The organism is Mesorhizobium sp. M2D.F.Ca.ET.226.01.1.1 (assembly GCF_004022705.2).
GTDB lineage: Bacteria > Pseudomonadota > Alphaproteobacteria > Rhizobiales > Rhizobiaceae > Mesorhizobium.
The window spans coordinates 698486-715999 of the sequence record NZ_RZOY02000001.1 but is presented as its reverse complement, the minus strand read 5'-3'; the positions used below and the strand labels follow the sequence as shown (position 1 = coordinate 715999).

Below are 17514 nucleotides of genomic sequence, written 5' to 3'. Positions count from 1 at the left end.
CTTTTGGATATTCCAGATATACCAAAATGGATATTCTTTCAAGAAATCTTGTTGGCCTCCCGCGCGGCCCGCGTCAGAAGCCGCTGGTAGAACAGCCCGATGCCGATCAGCACGGCGCCCAGGCCGATGAAGGACAGCGCGCGCAGCACGCCTTCAAGCTCCGACATGTCGAACAGAAAGACCTTCACCACCGCGACCGCGATCAGCACCGCTGAGGCGATGCGCAGCACCTGCGATTTCAGCCAGACGCCTGCGGTGAGCAGCGCCACGCCAATGATCAGCCAGAGCGCCGAATAGGTGTAGGTCTCTAACTGGCCAAGCCCGCTCCACCAGGCGATGAACTCGCCCTTGAACAGGCGCCGCACCGAGAGCGTGGCATAGGCAAAGGCAAGCAGCGCGGCGATCAGCGCCAGCATCGCCGCATACCATCGCGGGCGCTTGTCGCGGACATAGAGCGCCAGCACGCCGGCGGCGATGGCACGGCAGCAGATAGGCGAGGAACAGAAGGTTGAAGACCGGGATCGTGCCGGTCGACTCGTCCGTCAGCAGCGGGTTCAGCACGACGAAATGCTGCACGGCGATCAAGCCGGCCGAGACCACGCCGGCAGCCATCGAGCCATAGCGCAGAACCGAGCTTGGCGAGCGCATGTCGATGGCGACCAGTATGGCGCCGGCGCCGAGCGCGATCAGCGTGTAGATCGCCTGTTCGGCAAGCGTCACGGTGCCGGTGTCGATGACGCCGCCATGCATGGCATGGCGCACCAGCATGGCGATGGTGAGCAGCGCGAACAGCGCCGAAGCCGCTTCCATGGCAAGGCGCGGCCGGCCGTTGGTGGTGCGGGCGAGCTGCCAGGCGGCGAAGCCGAAGGCGATCGCCGGCACGCCATAGCCTGGCAGCAGCCAGTTGAAGGCCGGCGTCCTGGAGAGCAACGCCGCGCCGACGATGGTCGGATCGAAGGCGACGCGGCCAAGCACCGCGACCGCCGCGCCCACCGCGATCCAGCCCAGCACGGGGTAGGACCGCCAGCGCGTCGCCAGCGCCGGCAAAATAGCGGCAGCGCCGAGCAGCACGGTCGTCCAGCCCGAACCGAAGGCCATGTGCAGCATCAGCAGGCCGGCAACGCCGGCCCCGCCGAGCGCGAACGACACGGCCGGGCCGCCGGTCAGCGGCGGCTCCTCGGCGCTGGCAATCCATTCGCCGCCGGCGGCAGAGGCCAACATCAGCAACAGCGCCGGCAGCGCATAGCCGAGATCGCGGTCGATATCGCCGAAGGTCAGCCACAGCGCGGTGAGCACCACCAGCGGGGCGATGACACCCCAGGCCGCCCAGCAGGCCCCGCGCACCGGGGCGATGACAGCGAAGCGGCGCGCGGCCCAGAAGCCGGCGGCGAGGAAGACCAGGCCGAGCGCGATGCCGACGCGGAATGTCAGCGTGTCGGACGACGCCAGGGGCTGAGCGTCCAGCCCGACATCAAGTGCATTGGCGCCGATCGTGGCGGGCGGGATGATGCCGAGGTAGATCAGCACGGTGGCGATGCCGGCGGCAAAGGCGAGCGGCAGCGCGCGCGGCCGGTAGAGCGCCACCGCGACCAGCGCGGCCAAGAGGACCGCGCCATGCAAGGCATCGCCGGCGCTGGCAAAGGCCGGATCGACGGATAGGCCCAGCGCGCTCAGGGCGATGAAGAAGCCGGGCACGATCGAGGGCCAGTCGAAGCCGCGCTCCGTATCGTCACGGCCAGCGGTCAAGAACGGGGCAAGCCAGACGAAGGCAAGCACGGCAAGCGTGGCAAGGCTGATGAACAGCACGGCCGCGAGGTTCACGTCCGGAGCGTCGACCATGTAGAGAATGGTCCAGATGCCGGTGCCGGCGAAGGCGGCGGCCCCCAGCGCCTTCCAGTCGCGGATGCGGGCGATTGCGGCGGTTGCTGCAAGCACGATCGCCAGATAGACGAACAGCGCCCAGGGATTGGGCGCTTCAGAGGAAACCAGCGCCGGCGTGACCATGGCGCCGACGAGGCCGATGCCGGCCAGCGCCAGGCCGTGCAGGAGCGAAGCGCCAATGGTCGCGACGCCGACGGCGCCAAGCAGGGCGAAGGCGGTTGCCGGGCCGATGAAGCCGTAGATGCCATGCGCGGCATAGACCGTGCCGAACAGGATAAAGGCGCCGGCGCCGGTCAGGATCGCCGGGATATAGGCGCCGGCGGCGCCCTGTACCGGCACCCTGAAGCCGGTGCGGCGGATGAATTCGGCGCCGCCAACCAGCACAAGGCCGAGAATGCCGGCCATGGTCAGGCGCACGCCAGGGCCGAAAATCCCTGCCTCGATGGTGTAGCGGATCAGGAACAGGCCGCCCAGCGCCAGCGCGATGCCGCCGACCCAGACCGCCCAGCGCGTGCCCAGCGCCGTCTCGACGTCGGTCTGGCGCGCGGCTCTGGCGGGCGCGGCCGCTCGGGCTGGCGCGGCCGTGTCAGCGGTCTCGGCCTCCTCAGGCTCTGCCGCGCCGTCCTCAGCCGCCTCGCCTTTCCACGGCCCGGCGGCAACCTCGGCATCAGCGGTATCCGGCTTCGAGGCAGCGGGCTCGGCAGCAACGGCGCCCTCGACCGCAGCCTCCGTGGCGATAGCCGCGGGTGCGACCTCGCTTGGGGCAGCTTCAGCCGCCTTCGACGCGGGCGGCGCGGCGCCGGAAAGCACCAGGCTGCGCAGCGCGCCAAGCTCGCGTTCGATCAGGCTGATGCGGTTCTGCTGGTGTGAAACGATGACGAAAAGAGCGATGACGGCGGCAATGGCGATCAGGCTGAAAAACATGGCGGTTTCCCTCAAAACCAGACCAGTCGTGGCCAATAAATACGGCAATGCGACGGCTGGTCCAAATCAGCGTCTTGCCGACCAACAAGATTTGGCCGACTAACAAGATCGGGCCGACAAGATCGAGCATGTTCGTCGCCGATTGCCAGCAACTTGCCGGTTTATCCTATGCTGGGCCGCAAAGGCCGCGGGCGAGAATGCGCGACCTCGGTGGCGAAATACTCGTGCTACTCTCCTACGACCGAAGAAAAGCCGTGAGGTGACCGATGCCGCAGCGAAGTGCCGGCCTGCTGATCCACAGGCGCATCGCCGGCGTGTTCGAATTCCTGCTCGTCCACCCGGGCGGACCGTTCTGGGCGCGCAAGGACGAGGGCGCGTGGTCTGTTCCGAAAGGGTTGATCGGCGACGACGAGGATGAGCTCGGAGCCGCCAGACGCGAGGCCGAAGAGGAGCTTGGCATCGCCATCGACGGCGACTTCCAGCCGCTCGGCAGCTACAAGCAGCCGGGCGGAAAAATCGTCATGGCGTGGAGCGTCGAGGCCGATATCGATGCAAATGCCGTCAAGAGCAACATGTTCACCATGGAGTGGCCGCCGAAATCGGGAAGAATGAAGGAATTCCCCGAAGTGGATCGGGCCGCCTGGTTTTCATTGCCCGAAGCCGGCCTCAAGATCCTGAAAGGCCAGCGTCCCATGCTCGATGATTTCCTGGAACGGCACGGCGCGAAGTAGGCACCCGTCTATCCTTCTTGCCCGGCAATCGCCTTCAATGCCGCATGATGCCGGCGCAGCGCGGCCAGGAAGCCGGCGCGGGCGTCGGGCGGCTCAAGGCCGCGCGGCTCGTAGACATGGCGGGTGAAGAAGAAGCCGCTCAGCCGGAAGGCGTCTTCCAGAGCTGCCGCATCGGCGCGCAGGCCGGAACCGCGCTGCAGGAAGGCCGGCAGCGCCAGCATCTTGTCGCGCCAGGCTGCACCCGCCGCGCGGGAGACGGCGCGGCCGGATTTCGGCGAGACATAGGCGAGATCCTGCCTGGACCCGGTCGCCGCGCATTGGCTGAGATCGAGGCCGAAGCCCAGTTCATCGAGGATGAGCAGCTCGAAGCGCGCCACCAGCTCGCCCGCCGCATCGGCATCGCTGAGATGGGCAATCATCACGGCAAGGGCCTCGTAAAGACCGCCATGGGCGTCGCGCTCGGGCAGGAGCCTCAGATGCGCGGCCATGGTCTGCAGGCCGTAGACGGCGATCGCGCTGTCCATGAGCCGCGCGGCATTCATCTCGATCGCCTCGGCCTGGAAAATGCCGAGATGCTCGTCGAGCCGCGCCCGCCACAAGAGATCGACGCGGTTGCCGGGCTGCAGCACAGGCTGCTGCTTGCGCGAGCGCCCTCCCCGCACCAGGCCGAGATGGCGGCCATGGGTGCGCGTCATCACCTCGAGGATGGCGCTGGTTTCGCCATGCCTGCGAGTGCCGAGAACGATTCCCTCGTCGCGCCATTCCATGGGCGGAGCTTTTCACCTGTTGGGTGGCGAAATCAAGATTTCGGCACCCCAGGCCCGACGCGTCCTGACATTTTGGATTGGGATGAGGCCGAGCCGGCCAAATATCGGAAATCCATCGGAAAGGGATCGGGATTTTCGGCTGACCGAGGTTCATCAACGCATTGACGATGTGTTCGACGGCGCGGCTGGGTTTGCCGTGGCACGTCGACTGAGCGGTGGCCCGGGAAACCCCCACAGATCCGCCCGAGAAAGGATCCGACATGACTTCCTTCCTGAACCTGGTGTGGAAGCACCGATTGACTGCCTTTTTTTCGCTGACACTCGGCCTGACGTGGTTGGCCTTCGTCCCGTTCTACCTGTCCAATGGCGAGAGCATTCCCTGGTTCACCTTCGGACCGGCGGTTTCCGGCTTCATCGTGGCGGCACTTGCCGGAGGCTGGAGCGCAGTCAAGGCCATCCTGGCCTCGATGGTGAAATGGCGCGTCCGGCCGATCTGGTATCTGGTGGCGTTCGGCTTGCCGTTCGGGGCGCAACTCGCCTCGATCCTGATCAATCCGCTGTTCGGCTCAGCGCCGCCTGCCTGGGGCAATGTCCCGGCCTTCTCCGAAATCGTGCCGATGATCGCGCTCTACGCCGTCTTCAGCGGCCCGCTTGGCGAGGAGCCCGGCTGGCGCGGCTTTGCAGCACCGCGCCTGCTTGCCAACCATTCGGCCCTCGCCGCCGGCCTGATCCTCGGCACGATATGGGCAATCTGGCATTTCCCGCTCGGCCTGATCGGTGACCTCAGCCTTTACGGGACGATCAACGTCGTCCTGGCCGGCATCGTCTTCACCTGGCTCTACCAGAACACCGGCAGCGTGCTTCTCGCCATCCTGATGCATGTCACGCACCAGAACAGCGTGCGCTTCCTCGGCAAGGTGTTCGTCGACGGCGACTATGTGCAGCAACAGTGGATCGGTGTCGCGATCTGGGCGGTTATCGCGGTCGCGATCGTTGCCTATTACGGCACTGAAAGCTTCGTGCGCCGGCCGGCGGCGCGGCTTGCAGTTGCCTGAACCATCACGCCCATTTCCGGTGATCCGCCAGCACCTCGTCGATCACACGGCGCTGCCTTGCGGCCTCCGCCTGGTTGGCGTCGTGTCCGGCAACGGTGATCAGCGCTTTCCACAGCGTCCAGCCGCGGCCGCGCGCCCAGGTCGCGTCATCGACGTCAATGCGTTCGCGAAAGGCCTCGCGGTTCGCACCTTCAAAGAAGGTCCAAGCGATGGCAAGGTCGCAGGATGGATCGCCGATGCCTGATGTGCCGAAATCGATGACGGCGCTCAAGCTGCCGTCCTCGACGAGGAGGTTGCCCCAAGCGACGTCGCCGTGGAACCAGACCGGCGAGCCGTGCCAGGCGGCGGCAAGGGCTGCTTCCCAGACGGTTGTGGCGGCCCGCGTGTCGATGCGGCCTTCGAGCGCGGCGATGGCTTGCCTCGCCTCTCCGTCATAAACGCTAACCGGACCGCCGCGGTAGAAATTGTGCTGGCCCGGCGCAGGTCCGTCCGTCGGATCGATACGCCTCAAGGCAACGAGGAAATCGGCCAGCGCGATTGCGAACGCCTGAAGGTCGGCGATGTGCGCAGTCTTCGCCGTCTCGCCTTCGATCCAGCGATAGACGGACCAATGCCAAGGATAGAATTCCGCCGGTTCGCCCATGGCCAGCGGCGTCGGAATGGGCAGCGGCAGGAGGGGTGCCAATCTCGGCAGCCAGCGCTGTTCCTTCTCGACCTGCAGCGCATAGGGCGCGGCGCTCGGCAGGCGCACCGCCATCTCGTCGCCGAGATGGAAGGTGCGGTTGTCCCAGCCGCCGAAGGCGACCGGGCTGACCGGCAGATCCCGCCAGTCAAGGAACTGCGCATCGACCAGCCGGCGCACCAGACCGGCATCAATGATGACGCTAATGCGGAAACTCCAGCCCCATCTCGCGGTAGCGCTCGGGGTCGTCGCCCCAGTTCTCGCGCACTTTCACGAACAGGAAGAGGTGCACCTTCTGCTCGAGGATCTCGGCGATCTCGGTGCGCGCGGCCTGGCCGATGGCGCGGATCGTCTCGCCCTTGTGGCCAAGCACGATCTTTTTCTGGCTGTCGCGCTCGACATAGATGACCTGTTCGATGCGCACCGAGCCGTCCTTCTTCTCTTCCCATTTCTCGGTTTCGATATGCGAGGAATAAGGAAGTTCCTGATGCAGCCTCAGATAAAGCTTTTCGCGGGTGATCTCGGCCGCGAGCTGACGCATCGGCAAGTCGGAGATCTGGTCTTCCGGATAGTACCAGGGGCCGGCGGGCAACGTCTCGGCGAGATAGTCGAGCAGGTCCTTGCAGCCGGAGCCGGTGAGCGCCGAGACCATGAAGGTGCGCTTGAACGGCACGCGTTCGTTCGCGGTCGCGGCCAGCGCCAGTAGCGTCTCCGGCTTGACGCGGTCGACCTTGTTGAGAACAAGCAGCATCGGCTGGCGGACGTCCTTCAGCCGGTCAAGGATGGCATCGGCATCGCCCTTGATGCCGCGCTCGGCGTCGATCAGAAGCACCACGACATCGGCATCCTTGGCGCCGCCCCAGGCGGTGGTGACCATGGCGGTGTCCAGCCGTCGCTTCGGCTTGAAGATGCCGGGCGTATCGACGAAGACGATCTGCGCGTTTTCGTGCGTGGCGATGCCGCGCACGATGGAGCGGGTGGTCTGTACCTTATGCGTCACGATCGACACCTTGGCGCCGACCAGCTGGTTGACCAGCGTCGACTTGCCGGCATTGGGCGCGCCGATCAGCGCGACGAACCCGGAGCGCGTCGCGGGGACTTCAGAGGTTTCAATTTCCGTCATGCCGCGCTCCATACGCCTTCGCGCAGCAAAAGAGTAGCCGCCGCGGCCTGCTCGGCCTCGCGCTTGGAACGGCCGCTGCCGGTCGCCGGGGCAAATGAGCCGACCTTGACGCTGACGGTGAACAGCGGGTCGTGGTCCGGCCCCTCGCGGGCGTCGATGCGGTAGGCCGGCACGGCGCCGGCGGCCGCCTGGTGCGCCCATTCCTGCAATTCGGTCTTGGCGTCGCGGCGCGCCGCACCTATGGCCTGCGAGCGCGGCTGCCAGTAGCGGTGGATGAAGGCGCGGGCAGCGTCCAGACCACCATCCAGATAAAGCACGGCAATCAGCGACTCCAGCGCGTCGGCGCGCAGATTGGTGCGCTTGCGCCCTTCGAGATTGCGCACGTCGGAGCCGGCGCGCACCAGTTCGGGCAGCCCGATCTCCTCGGCGATTTCGGACAGCGCCTCGGCATTGACCAGCGCGTTGAGGCGCAGCGAAAGCTCGCCCTCGGCGGCCTCGGGAAAGGTCGCGAGCAGCATGTCGGCGACGACAAGGCCGAGAACGCGGTCGCCCAGGAATTCGAAGCGCTCGTAATCGACGCCGGCATGGCTCGAACGCGCGCTGGCGTGGGTCAGCGCCCGCTGCAGGCGCTGCCGGTCGACGAAGGCGTGGCCGGTGCGCGGGGCAAGCGCCTCGGCAAGGGCGTCGGCTGTCAAACGCTTGCTGGCCGCCATCGCTCTAGTGGACGAAATGGAACAGGCGCCCGGCACGCATCAGCGACGGCCACTTCCAGATCTCGAGCGGGCTCGCCTTGCCGGCGATCGAGAAGAAGATGAGGTTGGCGCGGCCGACGAGGTTCTCGGCCGGAACAAAGCCGACGGCGAAGCGGCTGTCGGAAGAATTGTCGCGATTGTCGCCCATCATGAAATAGTGGCCGGCCGGCACGACGAATTCGCGCGTGTTGTCGCCGATCGAATCGGAATTGATGTCGAGCGTGTCGTAGCTGACGCCGTTCGGCAGCGTTTCGCGATAGACGTCGATCGGCCGGTTTTCCTCGGTGACATCTGGATTGTCGATCTGGCCGGTCTTTTCGCGCGGCACGCCGACGTCGTTGATGAAAAGCTGGCCGTTCTTCATCTGGATCTTGTCGCCGGGCAGGCCGACGACGCGCTTGATGTAGTCGACCGACGGATCCGGCGGGAACTTGAACACCACCACGTCGCCACGCTTGGGTTCCGAGCCCCAGATGCGGCCCGAGAAGAGATCGGGGCCGAACGGCAGCGAATAGCGCGAATAGCCATAGGCCCATTTGGTGACAAAGAGATAGTCGCCTTCGAGGAGCGTCGGCCGCATCGAGCCGGACGGAATGGAGAAGGGCTGGAAGAGCAGTGTGCGGATGACGAGCGCGAGAAGCAGAGCCTGGATGATGACGGAAAAGGTCTCACCAAGCCCGCCGGATTTCTTCTGCGATTTTTCAGCCACGCTCATGTCGTCCTCGATTGTGCGATGTTGGTATAGAGTCTCGGCGCGCGCTGGGCAACGTCATGCCGCTGGTGGTCAGATGGAATCAATGTGGCGCTTGTTCGGCGGGCACCGCCTCGATGATCACAAAGGCTTGAGCAAGCGGGAAATCATCGGTGATGGTGAGGTGGATGAGCGCGCGGTGGCCTTTCGGCAGGATCTTCTCCAGCCTGGCCGCGGCGCCGCCGGTCAGCGCCATGGTCGGCGCGCCGCTCGGCAGGTTGACCACGCCCATGTCGCGCCAGAAGACGCCCTCGGCCATGCCTGTACCCAGCGCCTTGGCGCAGGCCTCCTTGGCGGCGAAGCGCTTGGCATAGGACGCGGCGCGGGCGGCGCGCTTTTCCGACTTGGCCTGCTCGACCTCGGTGTAGATGCGTTGGACGAAACGCGCGCCGTGCCGCTCCAGCGATTTCTCGATGCGTCTGATGTCGATGAGGTCGCTGCCGATGCCGATGATCATTGCGCCGGCATTTCCCGTCCACCCTGCCGCGCCTTCTTCTCGGCGCGCTCGGCCATGCGCTTCCTGCGCTGCTCGCGAAACACGGTCATGCCCCAGCGCGTGATGACATAGAACAGAAGGCCGAAGATTAGGCCAAGCAGCACCGCGCCGATGAGCATCGGCTCCAGAACGGGATGCCAGAGCTTGGCGAAGGAGAGCTTGTGCATCATTTCGCCGAGATGCTCGGGCGGCCCGTGCTTGGGCAGACGCTCACGCAGGATCAGTTTGCCGATTTCCCAGGACGCGCCCCACAGTAGCGGGGAGGTCAGCGGATTGCCGAAAAACACCGCGCCAAGCGCCGCCGCGACCAGATTGCCGGCGATCACCCAGCAAAGCACCGCGGCAACCACGAAATGGGCGCCAAGCGGGAAGAAGGAGGCAAAAACACCCGCGGCGACGCCGGCGGCGACCGAATGCGGCGTCGACTTCAGCCGCAGGATGCGCTTGGAGAAATACTGCACGGAACGTGAGAACGAGCGGCGCGGCCAAAGATAAGTACGCACCCGCTCCAGGAGGCCATCAGGCACTCGGCGTCGAAAAAGCACTCTGTTCCAGTTCCCGGTCCAAACACGCGCTGCCCCTGCCCACCGGGTCGCGCCAACACATCTTGCGCTTCCAGGGCGCAGAAAGGCAACAAGACTCTGATATAGAGACCGCCAGGCCGCGTAACAACGAAACGCCGCCGCGATGGTCTGCCGCAGGCTGTTACAAGAGCCTCATTTCTGGCGAAACTGAGGAAAAGAATAGGGTTATGCGGCACCAATGATCACCATTCGACCGGCGCGGTCCGAGGACGCAAAGGCATTGCCGGCCATCGAACAATCGGCCGGAGAAGCGTTTCGCACCATCGCGGAACTGGCGTGGCTCGCCGACGGGGACAATGTCAGCGTCGAGCGACACCGCGCGCTGATCGCCGGAGGCGCATGCTGGGTTGCCGCCGACGAGGAGGACCGGCTGGTCGGCTTCCTGAGCGCCGGGATCGAGGGCGATGCGCTGCATATCTGTGAGTTGGACGTGGACCTCGACCGGCAGGGCCAAGGCATCGGCCGGGCGCTGCTCGAGCGGGCGGTCGCGGACGCCCGGCGGCGCGGCTTGGCGGGGGTGACGCTGACCACGTTTCGCGCCGTCCCCTGGAACGCGCCCTTCTATCGCAAGTTCGGATTTCGTGTCCTGGAGGGCGCCGAGATCGACGAACGGTTGGCCAGCCTGCTCGGCGACGAAGTCGAACACGGCATGCCTTCGGACCAGCGTTGCGCCATGCGGCTCGATCTCAATCGAGCCGGTACTCGCTGACCTCGACCAGATTGTCGTCGGGATCGCGGAAATAGACCGACATCATCGCGCCGCGCGCACCGATGCGCTCGACCGGGCCGACTTCGGTCCCCACGCCATTGGCCGCAAGGCTGGCCTGGACTTCGGCAAGCGGCACCGCGGCCACGAGACAGAAATCGCCGGAACCCGGCGTCGGCGCCTTCGCCTTCGGCTCGAAAGTACGACCGGTTTCATGCAGGTTGATCTTCTGCGGGCCGAACAGAAGGGCGGTCGGCCGGTTCGGCTCGTCCAGTCGCCGCATGCCGAGCACGCGCGTGTAGAAGTCGCAGGTCGCTTCGACCGAGCGAACCGTCAGCACGAAATGGTCGATGCCGGCGATCATTTTGGCTTTTGCCTCGTGCATGTCATGACTCCTAAAGCCGCTGCACATTTTTGGGCGACATGCACCCTCAGATGTTGCGGCTTCCAGGCTTAACCGCCGGAATGGCGGCGAGTTCCGGCGGCAGGCGGTCGGCGGGATAGGCCGGCACCTCATATTCGGCAAGCGCGATCAGCGGCACGCCGACATCGGTCTTGCCGGCCGAGCGGTCGATGATGCAGGCAGCCGCCACGACCTCGGCGCCGATCTCGCGCAGGCAGTCGATGGTCTCCCGGATCGACAGGCCCGTGGTGACGATGTCCTCGACGATGACGACGCGCGAGCCCTTGGCGATCTCGAAGCGACGCAGCCGGAACTCGCCCCCTTCCCGCTCGACCCAGATCGCCGGCGCGCCGAGATGGCGCGAGGTTTCATAGGCCGGGATCAGGCCGCCGATGGCCGGGCCGACGACGTAGTCGATCCTGCCCGGCACATTTGCCCGGATTTTCTCGGCCAGCGCTTTGCACAGACGCTCGGTCTTGCCGGCATGCATGAAGACCCGCGCCTTCTGCAGGAAGACCGGGCTGCGCAGGCCCGACGTCAGGATGAAATGACCTTCGAGAACGGCGCCCGCCTCGCGGAAAATGCCCAGCACTTCGTCGGTATTCATGTCGTCCCCCATTCAATCCTGTTCCGAACCGTTCCTTTTGGTGTCCACGGTCCAGTCGATTAGATTTTGCGCAATTCCGGACGGAAAACCGCCACGCACTTCCTGGAATTGCGCTAGCCGTTAACGCGCCGCGCATCGCTGACGCTCGAATTGTCCTTGAGCTGCGACAAGAGCCGGTTGAGATGTTTTAGGTCCCAGACCTCGAGGTCAATCAGCATCTCGGTGAAATCAGGCGCGGTTCGGATCATCGACAGCGTATGGATGTTGGCGTCGTTGGATGCAACGACCTGGGCGATGTCGGCCAAAGAACCGGGCGCATTGATGGCAGTGACCGAGATGCGCGCCGGGAAACGTTCCTTGGTGCGTTCGTCGATGTCCCAGCGCACGTCGATCCAGCGCTCGGGCTGATCATCGAAGGCCTGCAGCGCCGGCGACTGGATCGGATAGATGGTGATGCCGGTTCCCGGCTGGATGATGCCGACGATGCGGTCGCCAGGCACGGCACCTTCCGGCGCGAAGCGCACCGGCAAGTCTCCACGCACGCCGCGGATCGGCACCGCGCCGTCGCGCGGCTGGTCCTTATCCTTGCGCGCGGCGCGCGTGCCGGGCATCTGGAACAGCATGCCGGCAGCGTTGCGGATCTTCGACCAGCCTTCCTCGCGCTGCTTGGGCGCCGCGACGGTGACGCGCTCGTCCTTATAGTCGGGGAAGACCGCTTTCATCACGTCGGTCGAGCTCAGCTCGCCGCGGCCAACCGAAGCCAGCACGTCCTCGATGTCCTTGCGCGCCAGCCGGTGCAGCACCGGCTTCAGGCTCTCCTTGGTGAAGGTCTTGCCGGCGCGCTCGAAGGCGCGTTCCAGGATGCGGGCGCCGAGGCCGGAGTATTGCTTGCGGATCGCATTCTTGGTGGCGCGACGGATGGCGGCGCGCGCCTTGCCGGTGACCACGACCGATTCCCAGGCAGCCGGAGGCACCTGCGCCTTGGAGCGGATGATCTCGACCTCGTCGCCATTCTTCAGTTCCGTCATCAGCGGCATGATGCGGCCATTGACCTTGGCGCCGACGCAGGTGTCGCCGACATCGGTGTGGACGGCATAAGCGAAATCGATCGGGGTGGCGCCGCGCGGCAGCGCGATCAGCATGCCTTTGGGCGTGAAGCAGAAGACCTGGTCCTGGAACAGCTCCAGCTTGGTGTTTTCGAGGAAATCCTCCGGGTTGTCGCCTTCGGCCAGCTGCTCGATGGTGCGCCTGAGCCAGGCATAGGCGTTGGTCTCCTTGGAGATCGCATGGCCGGCGCCGTTCATCTTGCCGCCGGTATCCTTGTAGATCGAATGCGCGGCGACGCCGTATTCGGCTATTTTGTTCATCTCCTTGGTGCGGATCTGCAATTCGACGCGCTGGCGCGACGGGCCGACGATGGTGGTGTGGATCGAGCGGTAGTCGTTCTGCTTCGGCGTCGAGATGTAGTCCTTGAAACGGCCAGGCACCATCGACCAGGTGGTGTGGATAGCGCCGAGCGCGCGGTAACAGTCGTCGACGGAATCAACCACGACACGGAAGCCGAAAATGTCGGAGAGCTGCTCGAAGGAGAGCGCCTTGGCCTCCATCTTGCGGAACACCGACCACGGCTTCTTCTGCCGGCTCTTCACGCTCGCCTTGATGGCGTGCTTCTCGAACAGGCCCGACAGCGCCGTCTCGATCTCCTGCAGGACGCCCTTGTTGCGCTCGAAAATCTCGGCAAGCCTCGCGGTGACGGCGCGATAGGCCTCCGGGTTGATGTAGCGGAAGGCGATTTCCTCCAGCTCCTCGCGCATGCCCTGCATGCCCATGCGCCCGGCCAAAGGCGCATAGATGTCCATCGTCTCCTCGGCGATGCGCAGGCGCTTGGACTCGGGCATATGGTCGAGCGTGCGCATGTTGTGCAGGCGGTCGGCGAGCTTTACCAGTAGAACGCGAATATCTTCGGAGATCGCGAGCAGCAGCTTGCGCAGGTTCTCCGCCTGCTCGGCCTTCTTCGAGACGAGGTCGAGCTTTTTCAGCTTGGTCAGGCCCTCGACCAGCTTGCCCATTTCCGGACCGAACAATTCGTCGATCTCGGCCCTGGTCGCGGTCGTGTCCTCGATCGTGTCATGCAGCAGCGCGACGGCAATGGTCGCCTCGTCCATGTGCATGTCGGTGAGGATGGCCGCTACTTCGAGCGGATGCGAGAAATAGGGATCGCCCGAGGCGCGCTTCTGATGGCCATGCTTTTGCATGGCGTAGACATAGGCCTTGTTGAGCAGCGCCTCGTTGACGTCAGGCTTGTAGCGCTGGACGCGCTCGACAAGCTCATACTGACGCATCATGGGCGGGTTCTCGCGGTGCTGAAATGATTGATGCGCCGCACCAAGGTGCGACGCATCCCATAGATAGCCACGAAACTTACGAGACGGAAGTGCCGGATGCTTGATCCAGGCGAACTCCGAAGCTTTTCAGAATCCGCTCAACAACCAGCTGAGCAGAACCATCAAAAGCTCTTAGTAGTCGTCGCTCTTTTCCGGCGGCACCAGACCTTCGATGCCGGCGAGCAGATCTTCTTCGCTCATGCGGTCGAAAGCGATGTTCTCCTCGGCGTCGTCAGTGTCGGCAGCGACGGCAGCCGTACCGGTCTGGTCGGCGATCGCCTCGCCTTCGGCCTCCGGCTCGTCGACCTCGACATGCTTCTGCAGCGAGTGGATCAGGTCTTCCTTCAGGTCGTCGGGAGACAGCGTCTCGTCGGCGATCTCGCGCAGCGCGATGACCGGATTCTTGTCATTGTCGCGCGGAACGGTGATCTGCGCGCCCTGACTGATCTGGCGGGCGCGGTGGCCGGCGAGCAGCACGAGTTCAAAACGGTTGTCGACCTTGTCGATGCAATCTTCAACGGTTACGCGGGCCATGGACTGCCCCTTTCATGCGATGGATTTGATGGAAAGCTGGCGCGCTCCATAACGCGGGTGCGGCCGAAATACAAGCTTTATGGCTACGGCGTCAGGTCTGCGGACCCTTTGCCCGGCTCATCATCGCGCCGCGCCATGATACGGCTCACATAGTGGCGATCACAATTGCTTGCAATGCGGCTCGTGCCCTTGGATATCCATAAATTGCGCGTTATTTCGGATATGATGGCACCAAGGCCCATTTATCGGCCCATACGTCAAACGCTTTTAGACGACAGAAATTTTCGAAAGGAATGTTTTTCAATGTTCGATCCCCGTGAAAAGATCGCTCTTTTCATCGACGGCGCCAATCTCTACGCCACGTCGCGCGCGCTGGGTTTCGACATCGACTACCGCAAGCTCCTGTCGAGCTTCCAGAAGCGCGGCTATCTGCTGCGCGCCTACTATTACACCGCGCTCGTCGAGGATCAGGAATATTCCTCGATCCGGCCGCTGATCGACTGGCTCGACTACAACGGCTTCAAGGTGGTGACCAAGCCCGCCAAGGAATTCACCGACTCGACCGGGCGCCGCAAGATCAAGGGCAATATGGACATCGAGTTGACCGTCGATGCGCTGGAGCTGGCCGACGTCGTCGACCATTATGTGATCTTCTCCGGCGACGGCGACTTCCGCACGCTGGTCGAGGCGCTGCAGCGGCGCGGCCGCAAAGTGTCGATCATCTCCACCATGGCCTCGCAGCCGCCGATGATCTCCGACGATCTGCGCCGCCAGGCCGACCATTTCATCGACCTGATGACGCTGAAGAACGAAGTCGGCCGCGATCCGTCGGAGCGGCCGGTGCGGCGGCCGGAACCGGCCGAAGTCGACGAGGACGATTATTGACGGGCGCCGGCCTTGAACGCCGCGCCCTGCCCCGAACCCAGCCGCGATTGCCCGCTTTGCCCGCGGCTGCATGATTTCATTGCCGTATGGCGCGAGCGTGAGCCAAGCTGGTTCAATGCGCCGGTGCCGACCTTTCTGCCGCCAGAGGGCGAGGCTTCGGTCAAGCTTCTGATCGTCGGCCTGGCGCCTGGTCTGCGCGGCGCCAACCGCACCGGACGCCCCTTCACCGGCGACTATGCCGGCGACCTGCTCTACGGCACGATGATCGCGCATGGCCTGGCGCGCGGCGAGTTCAAGGCAAGGCCGGATGACGGGCTCGAGCTTGTCGGCGCGGCCATCACCAACGCGGTGCGCTGCGTGCCGCCGGAAAACAAGCCGGTGGGCGCGGAGATCGCCACCTGCCGGACTTTTCTGAGACCGACCATCGCGCGCTTTCCCAATTTGCGCGCCATCCTGACACTGGGCTCGATCGCGCACCAGTCGACGGTGCGGGCACTGGGCGAGCGCGTCGCCGCCTTTCCGTTCCGCCATGGCACGAGGCAAATAGCCAGCGGCATCGCGCTGTTCTCCAGCTATCACTGCTCGCGCTACAACACCAATACGGGCGTTCTGACGGAGGAGATGTTCGTCAGCGTGTTCAGCGAGATCGCGGCGTTTCTGAAGAACTAGATTCAGGCGCCGCCCCGATGGTCCGGCGGCTATACCGGCAGGAGCGCATCCGGCTTCACGTCGCCGATCGAGGCGTAAGTGTGCGTCTCCTTCACGCCGGGCAGCGGCAGGATGACCCGGGTCAGGAAATCCTGATAGGCGGCCATTTCCGAAATGCGCGCCTTTACCAGATAGTCGAAGCCGCCGACGACCATGTGGCATTCGAGAACCTCGGGCGCCTTGGTCACCGCCTCGGCGAAGCGTTCGAAAATATGCGGCGCCGTATGGTCGAGACGCACCTCGATGAAGACGAGCGTACCGCGCCCGATCTTTGCCGGATCGAGAACGGCCCTGACCGCGGTGATGTAGCCTTCGCGAAACAGCCGCTTCACCCGCAGGCTGGTGCCGGTCGGCGACAAGCCGACACGCGCCGCCAAATCGAGCGTGGTGCGTCGTCCATCCTCCTGCAGCAGCCGAAGAAGATTGCGGTCGATACTGTCGAGATCGTTCGCATTGGTATTCACGCTGAAACCACCTCTGATGTGTGAGTCTCCCTCCTATTTCAGGAAAAGAGCGTATTTCGCCGCAGGCCTTTCGGCAATAACCTGCGCTTGTCATCGCATCGGTGGAGGCGGTCTCCGGCGACGATGTCATGATGGCGGCAGAACATGGCAGACACACGAGACTCGGGAAACTCCAGGCTGGCGATCATCGCGGGCCTGACCATGATCGGCATCTACGCCGTGCAATTCGTCGCCGCGCGCTTCAGCCTCAGGGAGCATCTGACTGCGACGGATCTGGCCATATTGCGCTTTGGCGGCGCGGGAGCTGTGTTTCTGCCGATCGTCTGGCGCAGCCGCTTTGCAAGCATGACGGCGCTTGGCTGGCAACGGGCATTGGCCTTGGCGGCGCTGGCGGGATTGCCTTATCCCCTGATCATCAATTGGGGCCTGACCTATGCGCCCGCCGCCCATGCGGCGGCGCTCTGTCCAGCATCAATCGTCTTCTTTTCGTTCCTGCTGTCGCGCATCGTCTTCCATGACGGCGCTTCGCAGCAACGGACCATCGGCGTTCTCGCGATCATCGCCGGCCTGGTGCTGTTCATCGCGCCAACGGGTGGCGGAACAGGCGGCGTTCTCTTCGGCGATATGCTTTTCATCGGATCGGGTTTGATGTTCTCGACCTATGCGGTTCTTGTGAGACAGTGGCGGGCCGATCCGGTCACCGCGACAACCGCGGTGGTGCTTCTATCGTGCCTGCCGCTGCCGGTTCTCTATTTTGTCGCGCCAAGCCAAATCCATGCCGCGGCGGCCACGGAGATCGTCAGCCAGATTCTGATCCAGGGAATTTTGTCCGGCGCGGCGGCCATGTTCCTTTATACTTATATCGTCCGGCAATTGGGGCCGCAGACGGCATCGCTGTTTCTGCCGGGCATACCGATCGCCACCGTGGTTGTCGGCATGGCGGTGCTCGGCGAAACACCGATGACGATCCAGTTCGCCGCCATCGCGATCATGGCCGCCGGGATGGGCTTGTCAGCGATCGCAGAACGTATTGCCAGCAAACGTCTTGGTGCACCGGCGCCGGGAGGATCGTGAGCC

Annotated in this window: 18 protein-coding genes and 1 pseudogene; 6 read left to right on the top strand and 13 right to left on the bottom strand. The window is 64.4% G+C overall.

Going from position 1 to position 17514, the window contains the following annotated elements; all coding sequences use genetic code 11:
- Positions 1-38 precede the first annotated feature (38 nt).
- A pseudogene (locus EN869_RS03440) lies at positions 39-2805 on the bottom strand (DUF2339 domain-containing protein).
- 266 nt (positions 2806-3071) lie between these two features.
- Here EN869_RS03440 and EN869_RS03435 point away from each other — a divergent pair.
- The gene (locus EN869_RS03435; protein WP_127228517.1) at positions 3072-3536 is read left to right on the top strand and encodes an NUDIX domain-containing protein; all 465 of its coding nucleotides are present in this window, start codon (positions 3072-3074) and stop codon (positions 3534-3536) included.
- 8 nt (positions 3537-3544) lie between these two features.
- Here the strand turns inward: EN869_RS03435 and recO are convergent, their stop codons facing one another.
- Positions 3545-4303 (bottom strand): DNA repair protein RecO, encoded by a 759-nt coding sequence (recO, locus tag EN869_RS03430; RefSeq protein WP_127228518.1) that lies wholly within the window; start codon positions 4301-4303, stop codon positions 3545-3547.
- 296 nt (positions 4304-4599) lie between these two features.
- Between recO and EN869_RS03425 the strand changes: the two genes are divergently transcribed.
- The gene (locus EN869_RS03425; RefSeq protein WP_245489526.1) at positions 4600-5358 is read left to right on the top strand and encodes a type II CAAX endopeptidase family protein; all 759 of its coding nucleotides are present in this window, start codon (positions 4600-4602) and stop codon (positions 5356-5358) included.
- 4 nt (positions 5359-5362) lie between these two features.
- On the opposite strand, the gene EN869_RS03420 is transcribed toward EN869_RS03425, so the two are convergent.
- From EN869_RS03420 to EN869_RS03395, 6 genes are all read right to left on the bottom strand, one after another.
- The gene (locus tag EN869_RS03420) at positions 5363-6223 is read right to left on the bottom strand and encodes an aminoglycoside phosphotransferase family protein (protein ID WP_245489538.1); all 861 of its coding nucleotides are present in this window, start codon (positions 6221-6223) and stop codon (positions 5363-5365) included.
- A gap of 19 nt (positions 6224-6242) precedes the next feature.
- Positions 6243-7175 carry a GTPase Era gene (gene era / locus EN869_RS03415; protein WP_127228521.1) on the bottom strand — a complete coding sequence of 311 codons (933 nt, stop codon included), beginning with the start codon at positions 7173-7175 and terminating at the stop codon, positions 6243-6245.
- Positions 7160-7876, bottom strand: coding sequence for a ribonuclease III (gene rnc, locus EN869_RS03410; protein WP_127228522.1), 717 nt, complete (start codon positions 7874-7876; stop codon positions 7160-7162). Before rnc ends, era begins: the two co-directional genes overlap by 16 nt.
- Before the next feature lie 4 nt (positions 7877-7880).
- Positions 7881-8630 carry a signal peptidase I gene (lepB, locus tag EN869_RS03405; RefSeq protein ID WP_127228523.1) on the bottom strand — a complete coding sequence of 250 codons (750 nt, stop codon included), beginning with the start codon at positions 8628-8630 and terminating at the stop codon, positions 7881-7883.
- 79 nt (positions 8631-8709) lie between these two features.
- Positions 8710-9123, bottom strand: a complete 414-nt coding sequence (gene acpS / locus EN869_RS03400; RefSeq protein WP_127228524.1) for a holo-ACP synthase — start codon at positions 9121-9123, stop codon at positions 8710-8712.
- Positions 9120-9707 carry a DUF2062 domain-containing protein gene (locus EN869_RS03395; protein ID WP_127228525.1) on the bottom strand — a complete coding sequence of 196 codons (588 nt, stop codon included), beginning with the start codon at positions 9705-9707 and terminating at the stop codon, positions 9120-9122. The genes acpS and EN869_RS03395 overlap by 4 nt, the downstream gene beginning before the upstream one ends.
- 217 nt (positions 9708-9924) lie before the next feature.
- Here EN869_RS03395 and EN869_RS03390 point away from each other — a divergent pair, with 217 nt between their 5' ends.
- The gene (locus EN869_RS03390; protein ID WP_127228526.1) at positions 9925-10455 is read left to right on the top strand and encodes a GNAT family N-acetyltransferase; all 531 of its coding nucleotides are present in this window, start codon (positions 9925-9927) and stop codon (positions 10453-10455) included.
- Here EN869_RS03390 and EN869_RS03385 read toward each other — a convergent pair.
- From EN869_RS03385 to rpoZ, 4 genes are all read right to left on the bottom strand, one after another.
- A complete protein-coding gene (locus tag EN869_RS03385) occupies positions 10433-10837 on the bottom strand; it encodes a VOC family protein (protein ID WP_245489527.1) in 405 nt (134 codons plus the stop codon). The genes EN869_RS03390 and EN869_RS03385 overlap by 23 nt on opposite strands.
- 46 nt (positions 10838-10883) lie before the next feature.
- Positions 10884-11462, bottom strand: coding sequence for an orotate phosphoribosyltransferase (gene pyrE / locus EN869_RS03380; protein ID WP_127228527.1), 579 nt, complete (start codon positions 11460-11462; stop codon positions 10884-10886).
- A gap of 113 nt (positions 11463-11575) precedes the next feature.
- Positions 11576-13807, bottom strand: a complete 2232-nt coding sequence (locus tag EN869_RS03375) for a bifunctional (p)ppGpp synthetase/guanosine-3',5'-bis(diphosphate) 3'-pyrophosphohydrolase (RefSeq protein ID WP_127228528.1) — start codon at positions 13805-13807, stop codon at positions 11576-11578.
- Between the two features lie 171 nt (positions 13808-13978).
- Positions 13979-14380: a DNA-directed RNA polymerase subunit omega gene (rpoZ, locus tag EN869_RS03370; protein WP_127228529.1), complete on the bottom strand. Its 402-nt coding sequence runs from the start codon at positions 14378-14380 to the stop codon at positions 13979-13981.
- Positions 14381-14683: 303 nt separating this feature from the next.
- On the opposite strand from rpoZ, the gene EN869_RS03365 reads away from it, so the two are divergent.
- Positions 14684-15265 carry an NYN domain-containing protein gene (locus EN869_RS03365; protein ID WP_059189095.1) on the top strand — a complete coding sequence of 194 codons (582 nt, stop codon included), beginning with the start codon at positions 14684-14686 and terminating at the stop codon, positions 15263-15265.
- A gap of 12 nt (positions 15266-15277) precedes the next feature.
- Positions 15278-15934: a uracil-DNA glycosylase gene (locus EN869_RS03360; protein ID WP_127228530.1), complete on the top strand. Its 657-nt coding sequence runs from the start codon at positions 15278-15280 to the stop codon at positions 15932-15934.
- A gap of 29 nt (positions 15935-15963) precedes the next feature.
- Here EN869_RS03360 and EN869_RS03355 read toward each other — a convergent pair whose 3' ends face one another.
- On the bottom strand, positions 15964-16437 hold the full coding sequence (locus EN869_RS03355) for an Lrp/AsnC ligand binding domain-containing protein (protein WP_127228531.1): 474 nt from the start codon (positions 16435-16437) through the stop codon (positions 15964-15966).
- Between the two features lie 144 nt (positions 16438-16581).
- On the opposite strand from EN869_RS03355, the gene EN869_RS03350 reads away from it, so the two are divergent.
- On the top strand, positions 16582-17511 hold the full coding sequence (locus EN869_RS03350) for a DMT family transporter (protein WP_127228532.1): 930 nt from the start codon (positions 16582-16584) through the stop codon (positions 17509-17511).
- Positions 17512-17514: the final 3 nt, after the last annotated feature.

Excerpts from the sequence above, each read along its gene's own strand:
- EN869_RS03350 (WP_127228532.1), top strand. The coding sequence starts at position 16,582 with ATGGCAGACACACGAGACTCGGGAAACTCCAGGCTGGCGATCATCGCG.
- era (WP_127228521.1), bottom strand. The coding sequence starts at position 7,175 with ATGGAGCGCGGCATGACGGAAATTGAAACCTCTGAAGTCCCCGCGACG.
- EN869_RS03385 (WP_245489527.1), bottom strand. The coding sequence starts at position 10,837 with ATGCACGAGGCAAAAGCCAAAATGATCGCCGGCATCGACCATTTCGTG.
- acpS (WP_127228524.1), bottom strand. The coding sequence starts at position 9,123 with ATGATCATCGGCATCGGCAGCGACCTCATCGACATCAGACGCATCGAG.
- pyrE (WP_127228527.1), bottom strand. The coding sequence starts at position 11,462 with ATGAATACCGACGAAGTGCTGGGCATTTTCCGCGAGGCGGGCGCCGTT.
- recO (WP_127228518.1), bottom strand. The coding sequence starts at position 4,303 with ATGGAATGGCGCGACGAGGGAATCGTTCTCGGCACTCGCAGGCATGGC.
- rnc (WP_127228522.1), bottom strand. The coding sequence starts at position 7,876 with ATGGCGGCCAGCAAGCGTTTGACAGCCGACGCCCTTGCCGAGGCGCTT.
- EN869_RS03365 (WP_059189095.1), top strand. The coding sequence starts at position 14,684 with ATGTTCGATCCCCGTGAAAAGATCGCTCTTTTCATCGACGGCGCCAAT.
- EN869_RS03375 (WP_127228528.1), bottom strand. The coding sequence starts at position 13,807 with ATGATGCGTCAGTATGAGCTTGTCGAGCGCGTCCAGCGCTACAAGCCT.
- rpoZ (WP_127228529.1), bottom strand. The coding sequence starts at position 14,380 with ATGGCCCGCGTAACCGTTGAAGATTGCATCGACAAGGTCGACAACCGT.
- lepB (WP_127228523.1), bottom strand. The coding sequence starts at position 8,630 with ATGAGCGTGGCTGAAAAATCGCAGAAGAAATCCGGCGGGCTTGGTGAG.
- EN869_RS03435 (WP_127228517.1), top strand. The coding sequence starts at position 3,072 with ATGCCGCAGCGAAGTGCCGGCCTGCTGATCCACAGGCGCATCGCCGGC.
- EN869_RS03390 (WP_127228526.1), top strand. The coding sequence starts at position 9,925 with ATGATCACCATTCGACCGGCGCGGTCCGAGGACGCAAAGGCATTGCCG.